We start from the raw sequence: 25,286 nt of genomic DNA on the forward strand, positions 1-25,286 counted from the left end.
CACCGCGCCGACACACGACCCACACCATCGAGCCGATGGAGTGAAGGGACCTCTCATGTTGAACGTCGGGCACCGGCACGGCGACCGGCTCATCGCCTGGACGGCCCGCGCGACGTGGGCGCCGCTGGCGGGGACTGCCGCCGCCGCGGCGGCCTCGATCGCCGTCTCCCTCGGCCTGCCCTCGGCGGTGGGCGCGGCGGTGAACGCGGTCCTCTCCGGAACGGGCTCCACCGCCGTCTACGCCGAGCTGGCGGTGCTCCTCCTGGCCGCCGCGCTCGCCGACGTCGTCTCGGGGGTCGCGGGGATCACGTCCGTCGCCTCCGCCACCAGGATGCTGCGCCTGCGCGCGATCGACCGCGTGCTGCGGACCGACGCGGCGGGCGCGGCGGCCTTTCCCGCCGGGGAGCTCGTCAACCGCCTGGTGGGCAACACCGCGACCACCGGTTACGTGCCCGCGACGCTGCTGCAGATCGTGTCCGGGCTCGTCCTGTCGGCGGGCGGCGTCGTCGCGCTCTTCGTGATCGACTGGCGGGTGGGCGTCGCCTTCCTGAGCGGCGTCCCGGTGGCGCTCGTCGTCATGCGGGTGTTCGTCGCCCGGGTCTCCGGCCTGTACGGCGACTACCAGCGGGCCCAGGGCCGCCTGGCCGCGCGCCTCACCGAGACCCTGGCCGGCATCAGGACGGTCCGGGCCGCGGGCACCGCCGACCGGGAGATCGCCCGCGTGCTGCGGCCGCTGCCCGAGCTGAGCGCCGCCGGGCACGCCCTGTGGCGGGCGCAGGCGCAGAGCGTGTGGCGGATCACCCTGATCCTGCCGCTCGTGGAGGTCCTCGTACTGGCCGTGGCCGGGCTCGGCGTCGCGCAGGGACGGCTGCCGGCGGGCGCGCTCCTGGCCACGGCCGGCTACACCGCCCTGGGCCTGGTGTTCGTCGAGCAGATCGACCCGCTGCTGGGCATGGCCTTCGGCCGGTCGGCGGCGGTCCGCGTGCACGACGTGCTGGCCCTGCCCGTCCCGGCCGCCGGCACGCGGCCACTGCCTCCCGGCCCGGGGACGCTCTCGTTCCGGGGCGTGACGGTGCGGCGCGGGGGGACTTCGCTGCTCGACGACGTCGACCTGGAGATACCGGCCGGGGCGATGACCGCCGTCGTCGGCGGCTCGGGCGCGGGCAAGTCGACCCTCGCGCTGCTGGCCGGCCGGTTGGCGGACCCGGACGGCGGCCAGGTCCTCCTCGACGGCGTGCCCCTGCGCGACGTCGATCCCGGGGCGCTGCGCGATGCCGTGGCGTACGCGTTCGAACGCCCGATGCTGCTCGGCGGCGACATCGCCGGGATGATCTCCTACGGCGCTCCGGCGTGCACCCCCGAGGCGGTGCGCGCCGCCGCGACAGCGGCGGCCGTGGACGACGTGATCCGCCGCCTCCCCTCCGGGTACGCCACCCCGGCGGCGGACGCGCCGCTGTCCGGCGGCGAGGTGCAGCGCCTGGGGCTGGCGCGGGCGTTCCTGCGGCAGGCCCGGGTGACCGTCCTCGACGACGCCACCTCCAGCCTGGACACGGCGACCGAGGCCCGGGTGAGCCGCGCCCTGGCCGAGGGCATGCGGGGGCGCACCCGCCTGGTCGTCGCGCACCGCCCGGCCACCGCCGCCCTGGCCGACCTGGTCGTCTGGCTGGACGCCGGCCGGGTGCGCGGGCGCGGCACCCACCAGGAGCTGTGGCGGGACGCGGCGTACCGCGCCCTGTTCGCGTCCGCCGAGCAGGCCGGCACCCCGCAGCGGGACGAGGAGGACACATGGACGTCCGCACGGTGACCGGGGCCGCCGCGGACCGGCGGCAGGCCGTCCGGCCGTGGCGGTTCCTGGCGGGCCTGCTGCGCGCCCGGCGGCGCCCGCTGGTGCTGGCCCTGGCGTGGTCGCTGGTCGAGGCCGCGCCCGCGCTGCTGGCCGGGCTGCTCGTCGCCACGGCGGTGGACCGCGGGTTCCTGGCCGGCCGGCCGGGCGTCGGCATGGCCTGGCTGGGCCTGCTCGGGGCGACGATGGTCGTCAGGTCGGTCGCGACCCGGCTGATGTTCCCGCATCTCGCCGCGGTGGTCGAGCCCATGCGCGACGAGCTGGTCCGCGCCGTGGCCGGGGCGACCGTCCGCCGCGCGGCCGACGGCGGCCAGGCGCCGGACGCCGCCGCGCTCAACCGCCTCACCGGGCAGGTCGAGACCATGCGCAAGCTGGTGTCCACGATGCTGCGCACCAGCCGTGAGCTGGGGATGTCGGTGATCGCCGCGCTGGTGGGGCTGCTCGTGCTGTCGCCGGTGGCCGCCGCCGTCGCCGCCGGGCCGCTGGTGCTGACGCTGGCCGCGTTCGCCAGGCTGATGCCGGCGCTGACGGCCCGGCAGCGTGCGCTCGTGCTCGCCGAGGAGCGGCTGACCGCGCAGGCCACGCCCATCGTGGCGGGGCTGCGCGACGTCGCCGCCTGCGGGGCGCGGGTCCAGGCCGCGGACACGTTGCGGGCCCTGGTGTCCGCGCAGGCCGCGGCGGCCCGCGCGCTCGCCTGGGCGGGCACGGGCCGGCGGGTCGCCGTCCTGCTCGGCGCGCACGCGCCGCTGGTCGGCCTGCTCCTGCTGTCCCGCCCCCTGATCGAGAGCGGCCGGCTGAGCGCGGGAGAGGTGGTGGGGGCGGTGACGTACCTGTTCACCGGGCTGGAGCCGGCGCTGCGCACGATCCTCGACACCCTCGGCGGGTGGGGGGTCGGGCTCGCGGCAACCACCCGGAGGATCGCCGAGACGATCGCCGCCCCCGGCCCGGACGAGGCGGCCCCGGAGGAGGCGGGCACCCCGGTGGCCGCCGGCCCGGCCGGTCACGAGCTGCGGGCCGAACGCCTGACGTTCGCCTATGCCGCGCGGGCCACGCCGGTCGTGCGGGACCTGGACCTGACGATCGGCGAAGGCGGGCATCTCGCGGTGGTCGGGCCCAGCGGCGTCGGCAAGTCCACGCTGGCCCTGCTGATGACCGGGCTGCTGCGGCCCACGGGCGGCCGGGTGCGGCTCGGCGGGCGGCCGCTGGCCTCGATCCCCGGCGCGTCGGTGCGGAGCCGGATCGCGCTGGTGCCGCAGGAGGCGTACGTCTTCGCCGGGACGGTCCGGGAGAACCTGGCGTACCTGTGGCCGCTCGGCCAGAGCCCGGACGACGAGCGTCTGCGCGCGTCCGTCGCCGCCGTCGGCGCCGGACCGCTCGTCGAGCGGCTGGGCGGCATCGGCGGGGAGATCGACGAGCCGTCCGCGCTGTCGGCCGGGGAGCGGCAGCTCGTCGCGCTGGCCCGCGTGCACGCCTCCCCCGCCGACGTCCTGATCCTGGACGAGGCGGGCTGCCACCTCGATCCGGCCGCCGAGCTGCGCGCGGAGTCGGCGCTGGCGGCCCGTCCCGGCACCCTGGTCGTGATCGCCCACCGCATCAGCTCGGCCGCCAGGGCGCGCCAGGTCCTCCTGATGGACGGGACCACCGTGCTCACCGGCACCCACCGGGAGCTGATCGACCGGTCGCCCCTGTACGCCGACCTGGTCGGCCGCTGGCACGGCGGACCCGGTAGGCCGGTGGCCGGTCAGGCCCCGGCGGCGTCGGCGCCGGACTCCAGCCCGGATTCCAGCGCGGACTCCAGCACGGCCAGGAAGTGGTCGACCGGCCCGATGCAGGCCACCGCCGACCCCCCGGAGATCCGCCCGGCGTAGGGCAGCAGCTTCTCGTACGTCGTCCGGCAGGCCGCGACGTCGCCGGCGGCGGCCTGGGCCGCGCCCTGCAGGCAGGTCATGGTCAGCCACGACCAGTCCATCGGCGGGGCGGGCCACCCCTGCCCGGCCAGGGCCACGGCCTGGCTCCGGCGCCCCTGGGCGCACAGCTCCAGCACCCGGGCGTCGTGTTCCACGGTGGGGTGGATGCCGCTGATCAGGTCGATGAGCGGGCCGGCCTCGGCCATGGCGCCGCGCTGGTAGGACAGCATGAGGCGGCCGTTCACCGCGACGGCGCCCGCGTACCACATGCCGATCCGCTTGGCCTGCCGTTCGGCCTCGCCGTACAGCGCGTCGGCCGCGGCGAACCGGCCGGCCAGGGTGAGCCGGTTGGCCCGCCACATGGTGTGCTGGAACCGCGGCCACGGCAGCTGCAGGTCGTCGAGCAGCGCCTCGCAGCGGGCGGCCGCCAGGTCGGCGCCGGCCAGGTCGTGCATCTCCAGCCGGTAGTGGGTGTCCATCATGTGGGCGAGCAGCTCGAAGCCCGGCGTCCTGGTCCGCGCGGCCAGGTCGTGCAGCTCCTCGGCGATCTCCATGAGCTCGGCGATGTGGGTCGCCTGCGGCACGGACAACGCGCGGGCGTTCAGCGCCCGCATGAGCAGGTGCGGGTCCCCGATCCGGCGGGCCATCGCGACGGCCTCGGCCGACAGGGACAGGCATCGCAGGTCGTCGTCGCTGCCGTTGTACAGTTCCTGCGCCAGGCCGCCGAGCAGCAACGTGCGCTCGACGCCGTCGGCCTCGGGCAGCGCGCTCAGCGTGGCCTCGAACTGCTCGACCAGCCGCAGTTCCACCGGTTCGTACGGGTTGCGCAGCGTCCAGATGGCCGGCGCGTCGAGTGCGGTGAGCGCGCGGGTGATCAGGGCGGGGTCCGCTTCGGCGCGCTGGGCCACGCGCAGGGCCCGGGCCCGCAGGTCGCGCGCGCCCATCGCGTCTCCGGCGTCCAGCAGGGCGCGCACCTGGTGCAGCAGGAGTTCCACGTGCTGGGCGGGGTCGCCGTCGCAGGCGCCGTGAGCGGCGACGGCCCGTCCCCACCAGGCGGCGGCCTCCTCGTGCGCCATGCGCCGGCTCGCCTGCCCGGCCGCCGCGCGGGCCCAGTGCGCCGTCTCCCGGTAGGCCAGCGGCCCGGCCTGCACGGCGTGGTGGGCGATGACGGTCACGTCGGTGCTGGGCCTGGCCGACAGGGCCCGCATCACCTCCCGGTGCAGCACGCCTCTGCGCAGCGGCGGGACGCCGGCGATCAGCGTCTCCCTGACCAGGTCGTGGACGAACGTCATGACCCCGTCGCCGCTGGTGACCAGCCCGGCCTGGGCGGCCCGGTCGAGCAGCTCGTAGGTCTGCTCCGGCCACGACGCGCAGGCCCGGAACACCTCGACGACCAGGCCGGGATCGAAGCTGCGGCCGATCAGGGCGGCCGGCTGGAGTATCTCCGTCGCCCGCGGCCCGAGCAGGGCCAGCCGCCGGCGGATCAGGTCGGACACCGCGTCGGGCACCACCTCCAGGCCCTGGCCCTGGGCCATCAGCCGGACGCTCTCGCGGACGAAGAACGGGTTGCCGCCGGTACGCCGGGTCAGCAGGTCGGCCGTGGAGCCGTCCACCGGGACGCCCATCTCCCGGGCGAGCGTCCCGACGTCGGCGGCGTCGAGGCCGCTCAGCCGGACGCGTACGAGGTCGTAGCGGGCGAGCTGGTACAGGACCTCGTCCACCGAGAGGTTGAAGGACGCGGCGGGGGTGAGCGTCCGGTCGTGGTGCACCGCGTCGCGGAAGGCGGTGACCAGCAGCAGCGGGCGCTCGCCCGGGTACGCCTCGGACAGCACGGCGACGTCCCTGAGCAGTTCGAGCGTGGCGGAGTCCGCCCAGTGCAGGTCGTCCAGGATGATCACCAGGGGGTGGGCGCGCGCGGCCTCGGCGAGCCACCGGGCGACGGCCCTGTTGCGGTGCGGCGACGCCGGCGCGCCGGTGGGCCAGTCGTCGTCCAGCAGCCCGCTCAGCGCCTGGCGCTCCGCGGGCGGCACGGTCCCGGCCAGCGCGCGCAGCACCTGGAGCCACGGCCACAGCGGCGGCACGCCCTCCCCTCCGCGGCAGCGGCCCCACAGCACCAGATGTCCCAGGTCCACGCACTCGTCGCGGAACGCCTGCAGCAGCCGGGTCTTGCCGATGCCGGGCTCGCCGCTGACCGCGGCGACCACGACGCCGTTGTGGTGCGTCGCGCCGGGCAGCGCCGTCAGCTCCGCCAGCCCCCGCTCGCGGCCGATCAGCCGTCCCCGCGCCCCGCGCCGGGCCTGACCGGCCCGCCCGGACGCGGCCGCACCGCCGCTCGCCACGGCGTCCGGAACGACGTCCGGAACGGCCTCCGGAACGGCCTCCGTGACGGCCTCCGGACGGACGAGGGACAGCCGCACGGGGCCCGGCTCGGGCGGCGGGGTGATCGACCGCGCCTGCCGGAGGATGTCCTTCTCCAGTTCCCGCAGCTCGGGCCCGGGATCGAGGCCGAGCTGATCGGCGATGACCTGCCGCGCCCTGCGTAACGTGGCCAGCGCGTCGGCCTGCCGCCCGGACCGGTAGAGGGCCAGGGCGCGCAACCACCACAGCCGCTCGCGCAGCGGGTGCTCGGCCGTCTCGGACTCCAGCTCGTGGATGACCGGCTGCGGGCGGCCGGCGTCCAGCAGCGCCTGGGCGCGGGACTCGATGGCGTTCATGCGCAGCTCGCCCAGGCGGTTCACCTCCGCGGCGGCCCACAACTCGTCGGCGAACTCGCCGTAGGGGACGCCGCGCCAGAGCCCGAGCGCCTCCTCCAGCAGGGGCAGCGCCTCTGCGGGCGGGCGCAGCTCGGCGTCGGTGACCAGCTTGCCGAAGCGCAGCGCGTCGACGTCCGTGGTGGCCAGGAGATAGCCGGGCCGGCGGGCCATCAGCAGCCGGGGCGGCGTGCGCGGCGCGCGGGACGGCTCCAGCACCCGGCGCAGGTTCGACACGTAGACGTGGACGGAGCCCACCGCGGACGCCGGCGGCCTGCCCCGGTACAGGTCCTCGATCAGCGTGTCGGTGGAGACGACCGTCCCGGCGGCGGCCACCAGCCGGGCGAGCAGGGCGCGCTGCCGCGGCCCTCCGAGGCTGATCGGGCCGCGGGCGCCGAGGATCTCGAACGGCCCGAGCACCCGGAACCGCACGCCCTCCACCCGGCCGCCCTCCTCCCGGCCGCCCTCCTCCCGGCCGCCGTCCACCCGACTGCTGTCCTCCCGGCTGCCCGCCTCACCGGTCCCGCCGTCCGGGCCGTGGTGCTGTCCGAGCCCTCCGCACCGTTCCCCATCGGCTGTCTCCTCGTGACGAGAGGTTCGCGACATCGTTCCATCGTGGCCGCCGCCCGGCCCGGTCTCGTCACTCGTGAGGGTGATGCGGAAATCCGTCCCGGGCGGGACGCGGGCGCTCTGCAACTTCCGCGGCAGTCGATGTCCACCCCCGGTTTGATGCGCCGGAGGTGGCGCCGGGGTTAGCGTGACGGGTGCCCTTCACCGCCCCGTCCATCGTCCGGCGGGTGTTCGCGGTCCACCCGCTGCTGCTCGACGGCGCCGTGGCCCTGACGCTCGTCGTCGGCACCTGGCTGTGGGAGATGTTCGAGCCGGGCCGGGGGCGGCCGGGCGACGCCCTGTCGGTGGCCCTGACCGTGCTGGTCAACGCGCCGCTGGCGCTGCGCAGGGTGACCCCGGTGGCGGTGCTGCTGGTGTCGGTGGGCGCCTCGCTGGTCTACCACGTGCTGGGCTACCACCTCGGGCTGAACAGCATCGGGCCGCTGGTGGCGCTCTACTCCGTCGCCGCGCACCGGTCGTGGGCGTGGTGCGCGGCCGGTTCGGTGCTGATCGTCGTCGAGTGGACCTACGCCTCGGCGCAGCAGCCCGGCGTCGCGCTGTGGTCGGCCGCCGCGCAGTCGTGCATCGTGGCGGCCTGCGGGGTGGGCGCGGGCACCAGCGTGCGGCTGCTGTCGGAGCGCACCGCGCAGCTCGCCGACCTCGCCGCGCAGCTGCGCGCCGAGCAGGACGCCGCCGCCCGGCGGGCGGTCACTCGCGAACGGGTGCGCATCGCCCGCGAGTTGCACGACGTCGTCGCCCACCACATGTCGGTCATCTCCGTACAGGCCGGGCTGGGGCGCTACGTGGCGCTGAGCGACCCGGCCACCGCCCACGCCACGCTGGGCGTCATCGCCGACACCAGCCACGAGGCGCTGGCCGAGATGCGCCGGCTGCTGTCGATCCTGCGCATCGAGGCCCACGACGACGACGAGGGCCTCTACGCCACCGCGCCGGGCCTGCTGGCCCTCGACCCCCTGGTCGAGCGCATGCGCGGGGCGGGCGTCGCCACCGAGCTCGTCGTCGAGGGCCGGGCCCGGCCGCTGCCGTCCGGCCTCGACCTGTGCGCCTACCGCATCGTCCAGGAGTCGCTGACGAACGTGCTCAAGCACGCCGACCCCGGCCGGGTCGAGATCCACATCGGCTACGGCCCGGCCACGCTGACGTTACGCGTCAGCAACGACGGCGCCGCCGTCCAGGCGGAAGACGGGCCTTCCGGCGGCCACGGGTTGATCGGCATGACTGAACGTGTCAGGCTCTACCAGGGCTCGATCACCGCCGGGCCGCTGCCCGCGGGCGGGTTCGAGGTGCTGGCGACCTTCCCGCTCCCCGTGCCCGGCGCCGACGATCGGCCGCCGTGACGACCGTGAAGCAGGTGCGAGATCAAAGTCCTCGTCGTCGACGACCAGGTGCTCATCCGCGCGGGTCTGGCCGCGCTCCTGCGCGCCGCGGGCCTGGAGGTCGTGGGCGAGGCCGCCGACGGTGAGGAGGCCGTGCGCCTGGCCGCCACGCTGCGGCCCGACGTGATCCTCATGGACATCAGGATGCCCGGCATCAACGGCCTGACGGCGACCGAGCGCATCCTGGCCGCCGCGCACGACCCGCCGCCCAAGGTGCTCATCCTGACCACGTTCGACCTCGACGAGTACGTCTACAACGCGCTGCGCCTGGGCGCCGGCGGGTTCCTGCTCAAGGACACCCCGCCCGAACGCCTGATCGCCGCCATCCACACGGTCGCGGCGGGCGACATCCTGCTGGCCCCGGCCGCGACCAGGCGGCTGATCGAGGCGTTCGCCGAGCCGCCCGCCCCGCCTCCCTCCCCCGCCCTCGACCGGCTCACCGGCCGCGAGACGGAGGTGCTGCGGCTGGTCGGGCACGCGCTGTCGAACAAGGAGATCGCCGAGCGGCTGTCGGTGAGCGAGGGCACGGTCAAGACGCATCTCAACCGGCTGATGGCCAAGCTGGGGCTGAGCAGCCGGGCGCAGGTGGTGGTGGTGTCGTACGACGCCGGCCTCGTCCGTCCCGGCCACTCCCTGTCCCGCCGGACGGCCGCCGACGACCAGGGCTAGCGCAGGACGGCCGCGGTCAGCGGTCGGGCGTGAGCAGGGGCTTGACGTCGAGGATCGGGGTCGCGTCGAGCGCCTCCAGGTTGCGGACGTGCACCCGCCGCCCCTCGACGGCCAGGATGTGCACGGTGTGCAGGCCGATCGGGTTGGGCCGGTCGGGTGCGCGGGTGGCGAAGACGCCGGTGAGCGGCCGGGCGGCGTCGCCACGCGGATGGACGGCGAGGGTGTCGCGGTCGGCCCGGTCCAGCCAGGTGAGCAGCAGGACGTCGGTGCCCGGGGTCAGGCCGTCGAGGGCGGGGGCGTACCGGTCGTCGAAGACCAGCCAGGCGTCGGGGGCTCCCTCGTCGGGCTGCCTGGGCGCCGCCGCGCGATCGGTCAGTGTCGACTCGACGCGCCCGACCGGGCGCAGCGTGTGTTCGGTCACGAGTCCTGGATCTTTCCCCGTGCGGGGACGCCGGTCAAGACCGTCGATCCCCGCCGGGCAGGATCGGTGTTTCGCCGGCGGCGTGTCGAGAACGCGGCGCCGGCTCCGTCCTGGGAACATCGGCGGCCGGCGAGCGGCCGCGTGTGACGAAGGAGGCCCGGAGTGGCGATCCAGCGGATGGACAACGTGCTCATCGTCGTCGAAGACCTTGACGCGGTGATCGGGTTCTTCCTCGAACTCGGCATGGAGCTGGAGGGCAGGGGGCCGATCGAGGGGCGCTGGGCGGAGCGGGTCATCGGGCTCGACGGCGTCCGGCAGGAGGTCGCGATGTTGCGGATCCCCGGCGCCCCCGGCGGGATCGAGCTGGCCATGTTCCACACGCCGAAGCCGATCCGCCCCGAGCCTGCGGACCCGCCGGCGAACACGCTGGGCATGCGTCGGGTCATGTTCGCCGTCGACGACGTCGAGGACGTCGTCGCCCGCCTGCGCCGGCACGGCGCCGAGCTCGTCGGCACGCTGGAGCGGTTCGAGGACAGCTATCTGCTGTGCTACGTCCGCGGCCCCGAAGGGATCGTCGTCGGCCTGGCCCAGCAGCTCGGCGGGTGAGGCGGGGCTGCTCGTGCGTCCGTGCCGCTAGGGCCGCCGGACCGCGGCGAGGTCGAGCTCCAGCGCCACCCTTCTGGCGACCAGTCCGGCGGCGGCGTTCCACTTCACGCCCCAGTCCGTACGGTCGATCGTGACGCCGCCCTTTAGCCGCAGCCGGAGCTCGTCCCCGTCGCCGGTCAGCTCCAGGTCCAGGGTGATCGGGTTGCTCACGCCGCGGATGCTCAGGTCACCGGTGACCTGGAAGGCCGTCTCATCGGTCCGCTCCACCCGGTTCGAGGTGAAGGTGATCACCGGGTGGTCGGCGTCCTTGAGGTATTTGCCGCGCAGGTACCGGTCGCGCTGCGGGTTGCGGGTCTGGACGCTGCCCGCCTCGACGGTGAGCTCGACCCGTGACCTGGACGGGTCGTCGCCGTCCAGGTGGCCGGTTCCGGCGAACCGGTCGAACTGCCCGCGTACGGCGGGGCCGACGGTGTGCCGGGCGACGAAGCCGATCCGGGTGCGGGCCGGGTCGAGGACGTAGTCGCCGGTCAGGGCGCGAAGGCCGGCGGTCATGCCGGGCGCTCCTGGTCGCCGGCGGGGGCCGAGCCCGGCAGCGGGCTGGCGTCGAGGTATCTGACCTCGTAGACGCGTTCGGCGAACTTCCAGCCGTCGCCGGTGCGCTGGTAGCGGTCGTGGTAGAGGGCGTGGTTCGCGTGGGAGCCGCCGTCGCGCATCCGCCCGAACTCGTGCACGTAGACCCGGCCGGTCGCGGTGTCGCCGTCGATCCGGATGACGCCCGGGTGCACGTTCTGCACGAAGAACTCCCACAGGCCCTGCCCCCACTCGATCCCGGCGCGGATCGCCTCCCGGCCGGCGAACTCCTTGCCGATGTGCGGCCACCGCATAACGCCGCCGGGCGTGAACAGGGACTCGACGCGGTCGTAGTCGCGGGTCATCACCGCGTCGGTGAGTTCGCCGCGCAGCGCCTCGATCTCGACGCGGTCGGTTATGGCTTGCATGTCGAGCATGCGGATCTCTCCCTCGCTCGGGTGGAAGGTGGTGCGTTCAGCATCGAGGCAGGTCGGAGGGCGAACAAGGTAGGGTTCGTGGGGCGATCCATAACCTGGGGGTTATCCGTGGAGCTGAGGGACATCGAGATCTTCCTGACGCTCGCCGAGGAACTGCACTTCGGCCGTACCGCCGAACGGCTGCGCGTCTCGCAGGCGCGCGTCAGCCAGGCCGTCAGCAGGCAGGAGCGGCGCCTCGGTGTGGCGCTGTTCGACCGCACCAGCCGCCGCGTGGCCCTGACCCCGGTCGGCCGCCGCCTGCGCGAGGACCTGCGGCAGGCCTACGACCTGCTCCAGGAGGGGCTCGCCCGGGCCGAGGCCGCGGGGGTGGGCGCGGGCCGCACGCTGCGCCTGGGCGTGTTCGGCCACGCCGGCTACGAGCTGCGCCCGCTCGTCGACGCCTTCCGCGCCCGCCATCCCGGCGCCGACGTCCGCTTCAGCGAGGTCACCGGCGGCGACCCGTTCGCCGCCCTGCGCGCCGGGGACGCCGACGCGCACGTGTTGTGGTTGCCGGTGGCCGAATCCGACCTCACCGTCGGCCCCACCGTGCTCGAAACGGGCCGGGTGCTGGCGGTGTCGGCCGGGCATCCGCTGGCCGGGCGGGGCGGCGCGTCGCTGGAGGACCTGGCCGACGAGCATGTCGTCGACCTGGGCCCGGCCGCCCCGGAGTACTGGGTGGCGTCCATGGTCCCCACCCGCACGCCGCTGGGCCGCCGCATCCCGCGCGGGCCCGTCGCACGGACGTTCCACGAGATCCTCGCCCTGGTCGCCGCCGGGCAGTGCGTCCATCCGCTGGGCGAGATCGCCGCCCGCTACAACCGTCCGCCCGGCGTCGTCTTCGTGCCGCTCCACGACGCCCCGGCTCTCCGGTTCGCCCTGGTCTGGTCGTCCACCGCCGACGGTCCCGCCGTCCGCGCGCTGGCCAGGACCGCCGCCGACCTCGGCCCCCTCTCGCTCGGCGGGAGCGGCGCGCCGGGCTGAGGCCCGCTCGGCCTCCCTGCGCTCGTCGGGTTGCGCATGGCGAACGCGGAGCATCACGTCGGGCTCGGCCCGTCCGTCCATCGCCGGCCGGACGGCGAGGCGGTGCGCGGCCACTTCGAGAGTCGCCTGCGCGACGGGCAGGACGACCTGCTGCTCGTGGCCGAGGCGGACGGTGAGGTGGCGGGTATGGCGGAGGTCGTCCTGCGATCGGCGCCTCCCGACCATCAGATCCTGATTCCGCGCCGCGCCGCGGAGGTCCACACCGTGGTCCTTGATCGCCATCGCGGTCGAGGCGTCGGCCGCGCTCTGCTGGCCGCGGCCGAGCGGACCGCCAGGGACCGCGACGTCGAGTTCCTCCTTGCGGTGATCTTCGCCCCGAACGAGGACGCCGTCGGCTTCTACTCCTCGGCCGGATTCGGCGACCACGGACTGCTGCTCGGCAAGGAACTGAACGCGGGCTGATCAGCGGTCCGAGCGGCTGACGTCGGCCGAGGCCGGCAGGGTGTGCGGGCCAGGCCGGCGAGCCGCGCCGCTGCCGGGCGGGCGTGCGGACGCCGCGAGCCGGCTCAGGGTGTAGCCGCCCGAGGCCTGCTTGAACAGGTACTCGGCGCGTTCGTAGGACAGGCGGCGCCTGCCGGTCTCGGGGCACAGGTCGGCCGGGGCCGGCGTCCGGGCGGGGCCGGGCCTGCGGTCGGCCAGGAAGAGGGGGCCGCGGGCCCGGCCCGCGACCAGCTCCTCCAGCAGGGCGGCGGCCCCGTCGCCCCACGTGAGTGTGGCGGCGCGGCGGGCGGGCAGGTCGAGGTCCTCGACGTCGAGCGCGAGGACGGCGGCGGCCGAGGCGCCCGACTCGTGCACCAGCCGCCACAGCGCCCTCTCCCGCGTCGACGGGTGCCGCCAGAGCGCGGCCAGCGCCTGATCGTCGACGGCGGGGCGTCTCCTGCGGTCGTCGTGCTTCCTGGGCAGCTCGGCCGGCAGGTCGCCGAGGCCCGCCCACGCGCCGAACGACCGTACGGCCGCGCGGTGGCGGTTCCAGGTCCTGGGCGCGGCCGTGCTCCAGGCGGCGGCGAACACCCTGGCCACCAGGGCGGGGGTGAGGTCGGCCAGCGGCGTGGCGGCCCCCAGGTCCAGGCGCAGCCGCCGCAACGTCTGCCCGTAGGACCGGATCGTCCCGGCGTCGAGGTCCGTACGGGCCAGGAACCGGTCCGCCGCGTCGCCGAACAGGGCCATGTCGGGTGTGCCGGCCGTACGGGCGAGGGGGGAGGCGGTGCGGTGGCGGGCGGCGCGGGCGAGGAGGAAGGCGCGTTCGGCGGCGTTGCGGGTGAGGGCGGCGGCGCGCTCGAACGCCGTCGCGGCCTCGCTGTCACGCCCGGCCCGCGCCAGCAGGTCGCCGTGGACGGCGGACAGCGGCGGGTAGTCCCGCAGCGCCGGGTCCGACAGCAGCGGGTCCATCAGCGCCAGCCCCGCCTCCGGCCCGGTCGCCATGCCGACGGCGACCGCCTGGTTGAGCCGGACCACCGGCGAGGGCAGCAGCCGTGCCAGCGGGCCGTAGAGGGCCGCGATCCGGTCCCAGTCCGTGTCGGCCGCCCCGGCCGCCTGCGCGTGACACACCGCGATCGCCGCCTGAAGGACGTACGGCCCGAGCCCCCCGCCCGCCTCCCGCGCCCTCAGCATGGAGGCGAAGCCGCGCGCGATCAGCTCCCGGTCCCACCGTCCCCGGTCCTGCTCGTGCAGTTGCACCAGCTCCCCCGACGGCCCGGTACGGGCGTCCGCGCGCGACTGCTGGATCTCCATCAGCGCCACCAGCCCGTGCACCTCGGACTCGCCCGGCGCCAGCTCGGCCAGCAGCCGTCCGAGCCGCAGCGCCTCCAGCGCCAGGGCGGGCCGCGTCAGGTCCTCGCCCGCCGTGGCCGAGTAACCCTCGTTGAAGATCAGGTAGATGACCTCCAGCACGGACGCCAGCCGTACCGCCAGTTCGGGCCCCTGCGGCAGCTCGAACGGCACCCCCTCGTCGGCGAGCGTGCGCTTGGCGCGCGCGACGCGTCCGGCCACGACCGCCTCCCGCACCAGGAACGCGCGGGCGATCTCCGCAGTGGTCAGCCCGCCGAGCAGCCGCAGCGTCAGCGCGGTCCGCTCCTCGGCGGGCAGCACGGGATGGCTGGAGACGAACATCAGCCGCAACACGTCGTCGCCGGCCTCGGCCTGCCCGGCCTGCTCGGCGTGCTCGGTCTGCCCGGGGTGTCCGGGCTGCTCGGGCTCCAGGTCGCGGACGGCCCGGTCGTGCCGCCGGGCACGGCGCAGGTGGTCGAGGGCGCGCCGCTTGGCGGCGGTCGTCAGCCACGCGCCCGGCCTGTCCGGCACGCCGTCACGCGGCCAGGTCTCCAGCGCGGCGACCAGCGCGTCCTGGGCGAACTCCTCGGCCAGGCCCACGTCGCCGAGCATCCGGGCCAGCCCGGCGACGATCCGCGCGGACTGCTCCCGCCAGACCGCCGTGACGGCGTCCATCAGTAGATCTGGCGCATGTGGCACTCGCCGTCGCCGACGACCGCGAAGAAGCGCCGCGAGACCTCCAGCGCCTCCTCCCGCGAACCGACCTCGACCAGCGCGAACCCGCCCGCCATCTCCTTGGCCTCGGCGAAGGGCCCGTCGGTGACGGTCAGCTCGCCGCCCGCGGACCTGAGCACGGTGCCGCCCAGCTCCATGCCTCCGGTGGCGAGCAGCACGCCCGCCTCGGTGAGCTCCTGGATGAACCTGCCCATCTCGGCGTGCAGCGTCTCGTCGTCGCGCCGCTCGCTCACGTTCGTCAGCAGAAATCTCATGTGCGTTCCCTGTCACATCGCTCGTTCGTCGCGTATGCAGTAGAACACGAAAGGACACGGGACATGACCGCCATCGCCCCCGCCTCGCCCGCCTCCCCCACCGCCTCCTCGACCCGCGCCCTGCTGACCGCGGGCGCCGTCGCCGCTCCCCTGTGGACGGCGGTCAACCTGGCCCAGGTGCTCACCCGTGAGGGCTTCGACATCGTCCGCCACCCGCTCAGCCAGCTGTCGACCGGCTCGCTCGGCTGGGTCCAGGTGGCCGACTTCCTGGCCGTCGGCGCGCTGGTGATCGCCGGCTCGTACGGGCTGCGCCGGACCGTCCCCGGCCGGTGGCTGCCCCGGCTCCTGCTGGTCAACGGCATCGGGATGATCCTCGCGGGGATCTTCCGGATGGACGCCGGCGACGGCTTCCCCGTCGGCACCCCCGCCGGCCCGCCCGCGACGATGAGCTGGCACGCCGGGCTGCACATGGCCTCGGGCTCGATCGCCTTCATCGCCCTGGCGGCGGCCTGCTTCGTGCTCGGCCGCCACTTCTCCCGCGCCGGAGCCGCCGGCTCGGCCGTCGCGTCCTTCCTGGCGGGCGTGGCCGTCATCGCCGGGAACGGCTGGACGATGGGCGGCGGCCCAGGGGGTTCGGTGACCCTGGCCGTCGGCGTCACCGGCGCGATGTTGTGGATGTCCGCCGTCGCCTTCCGGCTGCGCCGCCGGGGCTCCCTCACCTGACGGGACGTCCGCTGGTCGGCACTGCCCGGCGTCTGGTCGCAGGCCCTTCTCGACGAGGTCGATCAGGTCGTGCACGGCTGGATCGGCGAGCCGGACGTCGCCGCGCTGCGCTCCGGTCCCGTCCCGATCTCCGTCGGCGTCGGGGGCTCAGGAGGCGCGCAGCTCGGCGTCGGCCGCGTCCGTGCGGGCCCGGCTGCCCCAGAACCACTCCAGGTGAGCGGTCCGCCGCTGCTCGGTCAGCCACTCCTCGAACAGGTGCCGCTCGATGAGCCCGCGGCGGATCTCGTCGAGCACCGCCGGCTCCACCGCCAGCACGTGCGCGACGCAGAGCCCGCCGTCCGGGAGCCGCCCGGGCCCGAGCACGTCACCGGCGGCGGCCTCCTCGGCCTCGGCGCCGAAGAGCCCGATCAGCGAGCTCCTGTCGTTCGCCTCCATGCGGCACGTGGCCGCCCCCGCCAGCACCTCCTCGGTGGCCAGCGCGACCGGGTCGGCCTTCCCGCCCCGCAGCGCCGCGGCGGCGGTCGCGGCGCGGTCCGCGTCGGCGTACCGCAGCCTGACCACACGCAACCAGTCGAAGTCCGCGCGACGGGCGGCGAAACGCTCCTCCACGCGCCCGCCGAGCACCTCACGACGCAGGTCCGCCACCGCTGCCTCGCCGGCCACGATCTCCTCCAGACGGGCGTGGGTCAGGCCGCGCTCGCCCATCCAGCGCCGCGTCGCCTCCGCGGTCAGCAGGCCGCGGGCCCGGCGGAAGGCGTCCATGGCCTGCTGGAGCCGGTCCGGGTCCGGGTCCGGGTCCCGGGTGGCCAGAGCCTGTTCGACGAGGGCGGAGTTGACCAGCCGGCGGGCCAGGTCGGTGTCCTCCCACAACACGTCGAGCACCGAGACGGCCTTCTCCCACGTCACGTCGGCGCCGTTGACGCGCAGCAGGAGATGGCCGCCGGAACGCTGACCTCCGCGCAGTGGCCAGGGGATGGCGCGGTCCGGCGCCACGGCCAGCGACACGGTCGCCCCTGGCACGGGGAACAGCAGGTCGTAGTGGTGGTCGCCGGTCGCGGCCTCGCTCTGCCAGAGCAGCCGCATCGGTGTCCCCGGATGGCGGGTGCGCAGGGCCGTCAGCCGTTCGCGGGCGCTCTCCGGCGGCACGCCGTCGAGGCCGCGCAGCCATTCCAGCGCGTCGCCGAGCAGAGCGGGCGACAGTCCGGCCCGCTGCTGCGACCCGTCGGGCGGCAGGTTCACGTCAAATCCTTTCGTTCGGCTGTGCGCGGATCACGGCTCGGCGAGCAGGTCGCACAGCGCCTGGCTGATCGGCAGGCCGGTCAGGTCCTCGATCCACAACCACTGGCCGTTGGGGTTGATCTCCAGGAACACGTACCGGCCGTCCGGCGTGAGAATCAGGTCGACGGCGCCGTAGACGAGGCCGAGGCGTTCGGTCAGTGCCACGCACCGGTCGGCGATCTCGTCCGGCAGCGCGTGGACGGCGTGCGGGGTGGCGCCGAGGTCGTAGCTCCGCCAGTCCACGCTGGCCCGGTTGCTGACCTGGGAGTGGATCTCGGCCGTGAACGTCTGCCGGCCGACCACCGTGACCCGCAGCTCCATGCGTTTGCGGACGTACGGCTGCGCGATGACGGGGCAGAACCGCAGCCCCTCCGCGTACGCCAGGTCGCGGCCCGAGACGAACTCGCACTTGCGCAGCACCGAGTGGCCCCCGGCGAGATCCTCCACCCACGGCTGGCCGATGGCCTTGGTGATGATGTGCCCGTCATGCCGGTTGTGGAAGTCCCACAGGGCGTCCGCCCGGCTCGTGATCAGCGTCTCCGGGATCTCGAACCCCAGCTCGGCGGCCAGCGCGAGCTGGGACGGCTTGTGCCTGGCACGCGTGAGCGCCGACTCCCGGCCGGGCACCGGACGGCACGGCAGGGACTCCCAAAGGCCGGCGAGCACGGCGGCGGCCTCCTGGGCGGTGTAGGCGGCCACCGCCGGGTCGGTGACGGCCGGATGCGCCGCCGGCGGCCGCGGGCGCCGCCACCACACGGTGGTCACCGAGTCGAGGTCGAGCGTGTCCGACCCGGTGTGCAGCAGCCGCCGGGTGAGCCCCCGGCCGTCGTAGGCCAGCTCGACGTGCGCCCGCGCGGGATAGTCCGCGTTGTCGAAGACGCTGGTGCGGACGCCGCGCCGGACCAGCAGCTCCCTGACGCGGTCGGCGTGGACGTCGCCGTCGCAGGTGAGGACGAGGACATGCGGGCAGGACACGGAAACTCCTTGGGCGAGGCCGGGCTTCTCGGAAGGGTGGCCGCCGCCTCCCGGGACCAGGGGGACGGCGGCCGCGGTGTGAGCGGAGATCAGTCCATCCCGCACCAGCCGGGCGGGTCGAAGTAGCACATCATGACGTCACCCCAGTCGGGGTCCTGCCCGCCGTTGAGGATGCTGAGCGCACTCTCGTCCAGTTCGGCGCCGATCGGGGCGATGTCCCCGAGTTCGGTCTGCGGCTTGGCGTTCACGGAACTCTCCTTACGGTCGGCGGCGTCGCGGCCGCCGCCCCGCGGATGACGCGGAGTGGCGGCCCTGAGCCCTGCGGATGGGTCAGTAGTCGTGCGTGCAGATGCCCGGCGGGTCGTACCACGACAGGCGCTTGCACTGCTCGTCGTCGTACATGCCGCCGTTGAGGGTGCTGAGCGCGCTCTCGTCCAGTTCGGCGCCGATCGGGGTGATGTCCCCGAGTTCGGTACGCGGCTTGACGTCCATGGAGGTCCTCCTCTCTTTGTCGTTCGCCGCGAACGAGACTGCCGATCAGCCCTTGGCGTCAGCTTGTGCCGGCTTGAAGGGGCCTGCCGGACAGTTGTGAGCGGACGAGGGACGCGTACAAGCCGCTCGCCGCCACCAGCTGGTCGTGGGTGCCGCCCTCGACGATCCGGCCCCGGTCGAGCACCAGGATCAGGTCGGCGTCCCGGATCGTGCTCAGGCGGTGCGCGATCACGATCCGGGTCTGCGGGAGGGCGTCCAGGTTGGCGCTCAGCGCCGCCTCGGTGTGCGCGTCGAGATGACTGGTGGCCTCGTCCAGCAGGAGGATCTCGGGCCGGGCGAGGATGGCCCTGGCCAGGGCGATGCGCTGGCGCTGGCCGCCGGACAGGCCCCCGCCCTCGGTGAGCAGGGTGTGGTAACCGAGAGGCATGGCCAGGATGTCGTCGTGCACGCAGGCCAGCCTCGCCGCCTGCGCCACCTCGCGCAGGTCGGCGTCGGGGCTGCCCAGCGAGATGTTGTCCGCGATCGACCCGGTGAACAGCGCCGGCTCCTGCGTGACCACTCCGAACCGGGGCCGCGGCCGGTGCGACAGCGGCGCGCCGTCGTAGCGGATCTGGCCTTCGACCGGCGGGACCAGCCCGAGCAGCAGCCGCGCCAGCGTGGTCTTGCCGGATCCGGATCGGCCCACGAGCGCGACCTTCTGCCCGGGGGCGATGCGCAGGTCGACCCCTCGGACGATCCAGGGGCTCTCGGGCGCGTACCGGAAGCCGACGCCGCGCAGCTCGATCCGGGTCCGCGGCGTGCCGGTCGCGGGCAGCGGCGGCGCCAGGGGCTCCGGTTCGGCCTCCCAGATGTCGGCCAGCCGGTCCGCCTGGGCGCGGGCGGTCTGCAGCCCGCGCAGGCTTCTGGTCAGCGAGGCCAGCGGGGCCAGGGCGGCGGCGGCCAACGCCTGCACTCCCAGCAGCGCGCCCGGGGTGAGCACGCCGTCCACCGCCTGCCACGCACCGGCCCACAGCAGTGCCAGCGGCGCGGCGAACCCGAGCGCCGCGAGCAGGCTGTCCTGCGCGCCCTGCGCCGACGCACCCCGCCGCACCCACCGGGTCTGGACGGTCAGCAGCTTCCCCCAGCGCTCCAGGACCTGGGTCTCCGCCCCGGCCGACTTGATCGTCTCGATGCCTCTGACGGCCTCGACCAGCAGTCCTTGCGCGTCGTTGCGGGCCTCCTGCTCGCGGTGCGTCAGGTCGCGCAGGCGCTGCCTGGTGAGGAGCAGCACCAGGATCTGCGCCGCCGCCAGCCCCAGGAGCACGCTGCCGAGCAGCGGCGACCGTACCGTGACCGCGATCAGATAGCCGGCCGCGAGCGGCGCGTCGAGCAGGGCCGACAGCACCTGGCCCGTGAGGACCTCCCGCAGCACGCCGGCCGCGTTGATCCGCGAGACCAGGTCGGCCGAGCCCCGGTGGGCGAAGAACCGGAACGGCAGGGCGAGCAGCCGCCCGGCCAGATCGTCGAACAGCACCGCGTCGGCCCGCGACCGCAGCACGGCCAGCGCCCAGGCCCGCATCCCGCTCACCGCCAGATGGGCGAGCACCGCCCCGGCCGCGGCCGCCCCCAGCAGGGGCAGCAGACCCACTTCGGCGTGCCCGAGCACCCGGTCGACCACGTTCTCCGTGACGACGGGCAGGGCCAGGCCGAGCCCCTGAAGGAGCAGGCTGAGCAGCACCAAGGCGGCCACGAGCGCCCGGTGGTCCAGGACGCTGAACCGGACATAGCGCGCCCACCAGGGCCGCCGATCCCCGAAGTGCCCGCGCTGGAACCCGGCCCCGGGAGTGAACGTGAGCGCCACGCCGCTGTAGTCACGGGCGAACTCCGCCCCGCCGATCCTGAACCGCCCGACGCCCGGATCGACGATCGTCACCACGTCCCCGGCCACACGCTCCACGACGACGAAATGCTTGGCCCGCCAATGGACGATGGCGGGGAACGGCAGCTCCGGCACCTGGGCGGCGGGCACCGAGAGCGCATGGGTGTCCAGGCCGTGCGCGTGGGCGACGCGCACCAGCGCGAGCGCGCTGACACCGTCCCGGCCCACGCCCATCTCGGCCGCCAGGGCGGGCAGCGAGACGCGGCGTCCGTACGCGCCGAGGACCATCGCCAGGCATGCGGCGCCGCATTCGACCATGCTGTGCTGGAGTACGACAGGAACACGCATGCGCGGCAGCCTCCGTCCTCCTCCTTCGAAACCACTGGTGCTCACTTGGGAGGCACGTGGGAGACCTTGGGAACGGGTGCGGAGGCTGGTCCTGGAACGACTCCAGAAGATCAACCGCCGTCGCGTCATGATCTATCTCGCGGACCACATCGACGAAGGCCGTCTGACGGCGCATGGCGAGGCTGCCTCGCCCTGCCGTTCGATGTCGCCTCGGAGCGCCGCGCGCGGCGTCCTCAGCCCGCCAGGCGGTGCGCACCTGACCCAGCAGCGCACCGTTGCGCTCGAATCCCGCCTCCGCCATCTCCTCGCGCAGGACGCGGCCGACACGGTCACAGACGGTGCCCGGCCTGATCGCGAGCTCGGCGGGCCCTGACGAGACTGGCCCGGATCGCCGGTGGCCGCTACGGCGGTGAGCTCGGCTTCAGCTCACGAACCCCTGCATGCGGCCCGCCGCGCTGCCGGGCAGCGGACGCACGCTGACCGGGACGGTGAAGGAATGTCCGGCCGGTGCGGTGTTCCGCGCGTCGAGCTTGGGGAGCGAAGCGCACCACGGAATCCGGCATCAGGGTGAAGGCGTCTGTGGTGTCGGAGCCGAACGTCCAAGCCGCGGACACGCGCGTGGACCGCGTCGCCGGAGCTTCCCGCTCCGCCTCGGCGACCAGCCGGTACCGCTCGGCGGCTGCACGGCAAGCGGTCTGCCCAGGCGGGCGGCGGCTTCGACCGTCTGCGCCTGGTCCAGCACCAGCTCGGGCTGGACGAGCAGGGTGACGCCCGCGTCGTCCAGGACGACAGCGTCCACTTGCCCTTCGGCAGCCAACCTCCGGTCGAGAGACCGGCCGTCCTTTCAAACCACCTCATCCGGGGCGTGCAAACCCGTCAGAAACTCCCCCACAACCTGGGCGAACGCCACCGGGTCATCGTCATGCACCCAGTGCCCGCACCCCGCCAGCTCCCGAAGCACAGTGCCCGGCCTCCGCGCCGCCATCTCCCGAGCCATCACGGTCGGCAGTACGAAGCTGTCCAAGCCATGCACCAGCAGCGCCGGACAGTCCGAGCCGAGCCAGTCACTCCACCAGTCCCCCAGGAGCGCCTCCTGCGAGGCCACCATGTCGTCATGGTCGAACAGCAGCCCCCACCCCTCGGGCCGCTCGACGGCGCTCTCCAGGAAGTAGCTCGCGTCCGGAATCCCCTGCTCCTCGATCGCACGGCGCAAACCCGCCAGGGTGTCGGCACGACGAGGCCATCCGCGCACGTCAAGAACGGGATGCGCGATCTCGGGCCGCCGGTTGAGCGCACCTCCTTCCTCGACGATCAGCGCGCGTACGAGCTCGGGATGCCGAGCGGCAAGCCGGAAGGCGACCACGCCTCCCATCGAGTGGCCCAACACCACCACCGGCCCAACCTCGAGCCCTCGCAGGAACGCGGCAGCATCCTCCACGTATGCATCCGGCCTGAAGTCGCCGTCACCCCGATCGCTGCGCCCATGCCCGCGCTGCTCCAACGCGATCACCCGATGCCCCGGCGCCAGCGCGGCGGCGAGCGGCGCGAAGGCACGCGCTCGGCCGAAGTGCCCGTGCAAAGCCAGCACGACTCCCGCGCTCGCCCCAGCTCGGTCATCGGCATCAGGATCAGAGTCGAACCAGGCCAGCCGCAGACCACGCACGTCCGCGATTTTCTCGATCATGACCCGTGAGGCTACCGGCCCACCCCTCGCATCGCCCACCGGTCGACCAGGCGACAGGAGGCGGCGGGATCGTGCTCGCAATTCTGGCCTTGATCGGCATCGTCCTCTTCGGCCCCCGACCGGGCTCCATCATCAAGGACCCCGTCACCGTGCTCGGCGAGGCGCTGCCGGATGAGGCGGCCACGACGCCGGCCGGCCGGGCGCAGTCTGCCGCCACGACGGCGAGAGCGACGAGGTCAGGCGCGGCCTCGCCGGGCCACAGGGTCCGGACCTCGCAGTGCCTGATCCGTCCGGCCTCCGGCGCTGGTTGCCCTCGCGGGCATCGGTGGAGCTTGCCTACTGTGTCCGTGTGAGTGACGTGACGAGCGGGCGTACGGGACGGGTGGTCGTGCTGGTGCTGCCCGAGGTGAACCTGTTGGATCTCGGCGGCCCGGTCCAGGTCTTCAGTGCAGCAGCCCACTTGGGCGGCTGCTACCGGCTGGAGTACGTCGCCGAGACCGGTGGGGTGCGCTCGGCGCAGGGGCTCGAGTTCGCCGGGCTCCAGGCGCTCGCGGCGACGCAGGCGGGACCGGATGATCTGGTTCTGGTACCGGGGCCACGACTGACCGGATCCGACCGGCTGGTGTCGAGCGCCGCGGTGCGATGGCTGCGGGAGGCTTATGACGCGGGGGCGCGGGTGGCATCGGTGTGCAGCGGCGCCGCGGCCCTGGGAGAGGCGGGGCTGCTGGATGGCCGGGCGTGCACGACGCACTGGTCGCTGACCGGAGCGATGCGCGAGCGGTATCCGGCAGCCCGGGTCCGCGAGGCGGCCCTGTACGTCCACGACGGACGTATCAGTACCAGCGCGGGCATCTCCTCCGGGATCGACCTTGCACTGTCCCTCGTCGAACGCGACCACGGCCCGGAACTGGCCGCCGCCGTCGCCCGTGAGCTGGTGCTCTATCTACGGCGGGACGGCGATGCCGCCCAGATCAGCCCATTCCTGCGCTACCGCGACCATGTGCAGCCCGCCGTGCACCGGGTGCAGGACCACCTGGCGCAGAACCTGGATGTCCCGCACTCCCTCGACGAGCTCGCCGCCGTCGCCCATCTGTCGCCGCGCGGTCTGACGCGGGCCTTCACCACGGCCACCGGGATCACTCCGCTGGCCTACCAGCGCCGGCTGCGCCTGGAACGGGCCCGTGCCCTGCTGACGGACACCGACCTGACGGTGGAGACGGTCGCTGCCCGTTGCGGCTTCCGTGACGCACGGCAGTTGCGCCGCCTGATCACCGCGAGATTCGGCGTTTCGCCGTCCCGACTCCGCGGGCAGTTGCGCCCCACCGGCTGAAACGCCCGCCGGGAACGGCTCCTGACGCCTTCCCTCGGCCACTTCCTTTCTTGTTCTCCCCATGGGGGCGGTTGCGTGTGCCGCACCGTCATCGATCGACCGCTTTATGGAGGTATGTCGTGTCAAGACTGAAGAGCGGGCGCTGGGTGGTCCGCCGTGCGGGCTGGGTGCTCATGGGCACGGCGCTGTCGGTGGCGTCGTTCGCCGGCATCGCCTTCGCGGGGGTGAGCATGTCGATGGCGGACAGTCTCGCCCCCGTACCGACCGCATCGGACGCGCGTGCGTGGCCGACCGCGCAAGCCGTGCCGACCGGCCGGATCACGGTGGCCGTGGTGGTCAGCAACGAGGGGTCTGTGGCCACCGACGTGATGGCGCCGTACCGGGTGTTCGCCGAGTCGGAGAAGTTCTTCGTCTACACCGTGGCAGCCGAGCGCCGCGTCTCCCCGATGTCCGGCGGAGCCCATCTCCTGCCCGACCACACGTTGGCCGAGGTGGGCAGGGGAGCGATCCCTGAGCCCGATGTGGTGGTCGTGCCCGCGGTGACCGAACCGGCCGACGCCAAGGAGGCGCGGCTGCGCGAGTGGATCGTGGAGCGGCACCGCAAGGGCGCGCGTGTTCTGGGAGTATGCGCGGGCTCGGAGCTGCTGGCGGCCTCCGGCCTGCTGGACGGCCGGGACGCGACCTCCTTCTGGTCCAACATCGGCTCCTTGCAGCGCGATTACCCCCGGGTGCACTGGAAGCGCGGCCAGCGGTATGTGGAGGACGGCCGGGTCACCACCACCGCCGGCGTCACCTCCGGTACGGTCGGAGCCCTACGGGTCGTGGAGGAACTGGCAGGCAACGGCGAAGCCGCCCGAATCGGGAAGGGCCTGTCGTATCCGGGCTGGACTCCGGACGGGCCGACCACGATCCCGGCCAACCACCTCACACTCGGCGACCTGCCGTACGCGCTGAACGCCGCGTTCCCCTGGCGGCGCTCCACGGTGGGGATCGGCCTGGTCGACGGCGTTGACGAGATCGACGCCGCAGCCGCCTTCGAAGCGTACGGCGGGGTGTCCTTCAGCGCACGTACGGTGGTCCTCGGCAGCCGGGGCACAGTCACCACTCGTCACGGCCTCGTCCTGATCGCCCAGCCGACGGGTTCCAGCTCCCACGGAGTGGACCGCTTCGTGGTGCCGGGCGTCGCGGACGTGCCGGCCGTCGACACGTCGCTGCGCACCTGGGCGCACCGCAACAAGCTGGCCGTCGAACTGCCCGGCGGAGGACGGCATGCCGGCGAGTTCGGCTTTGATCCGGTCCTGCGTGACCTCGCCCGCCACAGCGACCGCTCCACGGCCCGGGTCACGGCGAAGTTCTCGGAGTACCCCTCCACCCATCTGACGCTCACCGGGGCGGCCTGGCCCTGGCGGTCAACCCTGCTGGCCGTCGTGGCGGCCGCGGTCAGCGTCGGTGCGGGGTTCCTGCCGACGGCGATCCGGCAGGCTGTGCGGCGCCTGCGGGCGGCATGACAGCGCGTCGCACACCGCGGGGTGCTCTCCCAGCCCACAGCCCCT

The 25,286-nt window shown here is 74.3% G+C and carries 22 protein-coding genes and 1 pseudogene; 11 read left to right on the top strand and 12 right to left on the bottom strand.

Features of this window, described 5'->3' with window-relative positions; translation table 11 throughout:
- Nucleotides 1–55: 55 nt before the first annotated feature.
- Nucleotides 56–1,804, top strand: a complete 1,749-nt coding sequence (locus AB0J76_RS47460; RefSeq protein ID WP_364393981.1) for an ABC transporter ATP-binding protein — start codon at nucleotides 56–58, stop codon at nucleotides 1,802–1,804.
- Entirely contained in the window at nucleotides 1,786–3,711 is a 1,926-nt protein-coding gene (locus tag AB0J76_RS47465) for an ABC transporter ATP-binding protein (RefSeq protein WP_364393984.1), read from the top strand. Before AB0J76_RS47460 ends, AB0J76_RS47465 begins: the two co-directional genes overlap by 19 nt.
- Before the next feature lie 1,841 nt (nucleotides 3,712–5,552).
- Here the strand turns inward: AB0J76_RS47465 and AB0J76_RS47470 are convergent.
- Nucleotides 5,553–7,106 (bottom strand): annotated as a pseudogene (locus AB0J76_RS47470) (BTAD domain-containing putative transcriptional regulator); the annotation flags it as partial.
- 158 nt (nucleotides 7,107–7,264) lie between these two features.
- Here AB0J76_RS47470 and AB0J76_RS47475 point away from each other — a divergent pair.
- Both AB0J76_RS47475 and AB0J76_RS47480 read left to right on the top strand, forming a co-directional pair.
- A complete protein-coding gene (locus AB0J76_RS47475; protein WP_364393987.1) occupies nucleotides 7,265–8,467 on the top strand; it encodes a histidine kinase in 1,203 nt (400 codons plus the stop codon).
- Between the two features lie 21 nt (nucleotides 8,468–8,488).
- Nucleotides 8,489–9,175 (top strand): response regulator transcription factor, encoded by a 687-nt coding sequence (locus AB0J76_RS47480; RefSeq protein ID WP_352331247.1) that lies wholly within the window; start codon nucleotides 8,489–8,491, stop codon nucleotides 9,173–9,175.
- Between the two features lie 16 nt (nucleotides 9,176–9,191).
- Here AB0J76_RS47480 and tsaA read toward each other — a convergent pair whose 3' ends face one another.
- The gene (tsaA, locus tag AB0J76_RS47485) at nucleotides 9,192–9,596 is read right to left on the bottom strand and encodes a tRNA (N6-threonylcarbamoyladenosine(37)-N6)-methyltransferase TrmO (RefSeq protein WP_352331243.1); all 405 of its coding nucleotides are present in this window, start codon (nucleotides 9,594–9,596) and stop codon (nucleotides 9,192–9,194) included.
- A gap of 177 nt (nucleotides 9,597–9,773) precedes the next feature.
- On the opposite strand from tsaA, the gene AB0J76_RS47490 reads away from it, so the two are divergent.
- Nucleotides 9,774–10,202: a VOC family protein gene (locus AB0J76_RS47490; protein ID WP_364394008.1), complete on the top strand. Its 429-nt coding sequence runs from the start codon at nucleotides 9,774–9,776 to the stop codon at nucleotides 10,200–10,202.
- 27 nt (nucleotides 10,203–10,229) lie between these two features.
- On the opposite strand, the gene AB0J76_RS47495 is transcribed toward AB0J76_RS47490, so the two are convergent.
- Nucleotides 10,230–10,754: a YceI family protein gene (locus tag AB0J76_RS47495; protein WP_352328925.1), complete on the bottom strand. Its 525-nt coding sequence runs from the start codon at nucleotides 10,752–10,754 to the stop codon at nucleotides 10,230–10,232.
- Complete coding sequence (locus tag AB0J76_RS47500; RefSeq protein ID WP_352328923.1) at nucleotides 10,751–11,209, bottom strand: nuclear transport factor 2 family protein; 459 nt, start codon at nucleotides 11,207–11,209, stop codon at nucleotides 10,751–10,753. The genes AB0J76_RS47495 and AB0J76_RS47500 overlap by 4 nt, the downstream gene beginning before the upstream one ends.
- A 108-nt stretch (nucleotides 11,210–11,317) precedes the next feature.
- Here AB0J76_RS47500 and AB0J76_RS47505 point away from each other — a divergent pair, with 108 nt between their 5' ends.
- Together AB0J76_RS47505 and AB0J76_RS47510 are read left to right on the top strand one after the other, a co-directional pair.
- Nucleotides 11,318–12,229, top strand: a complete 912-nt coding sequence (locus AB0J76_RS47505) for a LysR substrate-binding domain-containing protein (protein WP_352328922.1) — start codon at nucleotides 11,318–11,320, stop codon at nucleotides 12,227–12,229.
- Between the two features lie 36 nt (nucleotides 12,230–12,265).
- Nucleotides 12,266–12,691: a GNAT family N-acetyltransferase gene (locus tag AB0J76_RS47510; RefSeq protein WP_364393992.1), complete on the top strand. Its 426-nt coding sequence runs from the start codon at nucleotides 12,266–12,268 to the stop codon at nucleotides 12,689–12,691.
- On the opposite strand, the gene AB0J76_RS47515 is transcribed toward AB0J76_RS47510, so the two are convergent.
- On the bottom strand, nucleotides 12,692–14,731 hold the full coding sequence (locus AB0J76_RS47515) for a DUF6596 domain-containing protein (protein WP_352328918.1): 2,040 nt from the start codon (nucleotides 14,729–14,731) through the stop codon (nucleotides 12,692–12,694).
- Complete coding sequence (locus tag AB0J76_RS47520) at nucleotides 14,731–15,045, bottom strand: YciI family protein (RefSeq protein ID WP_352328917.1); 315 nt, start codon at nucleotides 15,043–15,045, stop codon at nucleotides 14,731–14,733. The genes AB0J76_RS47515 and AB0J76_RS47520 overlap by 1 nt, the downstream gene beginning before the upstream one ends.
- Before the next feature lie 63 nt (nucleotides 15,046–15,108).
- On the opposite strand from AB0J76_RS47520, the gene AB0J76_RS47525 reads away from it, so the two are divergent.
- Complete coding sequence (locus AB0J76_RS47525) at nucleotides 15,109–15,768, top strand: DUF998 domain-containing protein (protein WP_352328915.1); 660 nt, start codon at nucleotides 15,109–15,111, stop codon at nucleotides 15,766–15,768.
- 147 nt (nucleotides 15,769–15,915) lie between these two features.
- On the opposite strand, the gene AB0J76_RS47530 is transcribed toward AB0J76_RS47525, so the two are convergent.
- From AB0J76_RS47530 to AB0J76_RS47550, 5 genes are all read right to left on the bottom strand, one after another.
- Nucleotides 15,916–17,007, bottom strand: a complete 1,092-nt coding sequence (locus AB0J76_RS47530; RefSeq protein ID WP_352328914.1) for a TIGR04500 family putative peptide maturation system protein — start codon at nucleotides 17,005–17,007, stop codon at nucleotides 15,916–15,918.
- Between the two features lie 30 nt (nucleotides 17,008–17,037).
- Entirely contained in the window at nucleotides 17,038–18,021 is a 984-nt protein-coding gene (locus AB0J76_RS47535) for an MvdC/MvdD family ATP grasp protein (RefSeq protein ID WP_364393997.1), read from the bottom strand.
- Between the two features lie 89 nt (nucleotides 18,022–18,110).
- Nucleotides 18,111–18,269 (bottom strand): hypothetical protein, encoded by a 159-nt coding sequence (locus AB0J76_RS47540; protein ID WP_352328666.1) that lies wholly within the window; start codon nucleotides 18,267–18,269, stop codon nucleotides 18,111–18,113.
- Nucleotides 18,270–18,351: 82 nt separating this feature from the next.
- Nucleotides 18,352–18,513 carry a hypothetical protein gene (locus AB0J76_RS47545; protein ID WP_352328664.1) on the bottom strand — a complete coding sequence of 54 codons (162 nt, stop codon included), beginning with the start codon at nucleotides 18,511–18,513 and terminating at the stop codon, nucleotides 18,352–18,354.
- A 58-nt stretch (nucleotides 18,514–18,571) separates the two neighbouring features.
- A complete protein-coding gene (locus tag AB0J76_RS47550; protein ID WP_352328662.1) occupies nucleotides 18,572–20,719 on the bottom strand; it encodes a peptidase domain-containing ABC transporter in 2,148 nt (715 codons plus the stop codon).
- A 76-nt stretch (nucleotides 20,720–20,795) separates the two neighbouring features.
- On the opposite strand from AB0J76_RS47550, the gene AB0J76_RS47555 reads away from it, so the two are divergent.
- Entirely contained in the window at nucleotides 20,796–21,092 is a 297-nt protein-coding gene (locus AB0J76_RS47555; RefSeq protein WP_352328660.1) for a hypothetical protein, read from the top strand.
- Nucleotides 21,093–21,563: 471 nt separating this feature from the next.
- Here AB0J76_RS47555 and AB0J76_RS47560 read toward each other — a convergent pair whose 3' ends face one another.
- The gene (locus tag AB0J76_RS47560) at nucleotides 21,564–22,403 is read right to left on the bottom strand and encodes an alpha/beta hydrolase (protein ID WP_352328658.1); all 840 of its coding nucleotides are present in this window, start codon (nucleotides 22,401–22,403) and stop codon (nucleotides 21,564–21,566) included.
- 349 nt (nucleotides 22,404–22,752) lie between these two features.
- Here AB0J76_RS47560 and AB0J76_RS47565 point away from each other — a divergent pair, with 349 nt between their 5' ends.
- Nucleotides 22,753–23,733 carry a helix-turn-helix domain-containing protein gene (locus AB0J76_RS47565; protein ID WP_352328657.1) on the top strand — a complete coding sequence of 327 codons (981 nt, stop codon included), beginning with the start codon at nucleotides 22,753–22,755 and terminating at the stop codon, nucleotides 23,731–23,733.
- A gap of 119 nt (nucleotides 23,734–23,852) precedes the next feature.
- A complete protein-coding gene (locus AB0J76_RS47570; protein ID WP_352328655.1) occupies nucleotides 23,853–25,241 on the top strand; it encodes a DJ-1/PfpI family protein in 1,389 nt (462 codons plus the stop codon).
- The last annotated feature ends 45 nt before the right edge of the window (nucleotides 25,242–25,286 follow it).

Origin of the sequence: Nonomuraea sp. NPDC049624, from assembly GCF_040675255.1 — a bacterium.
Classification (GTDB): domain Bacteria; phylum Actinomycetota; class Actinomycetes; order Streptosporangiales; family Streptosporangiaceae; genus Nonomuraea.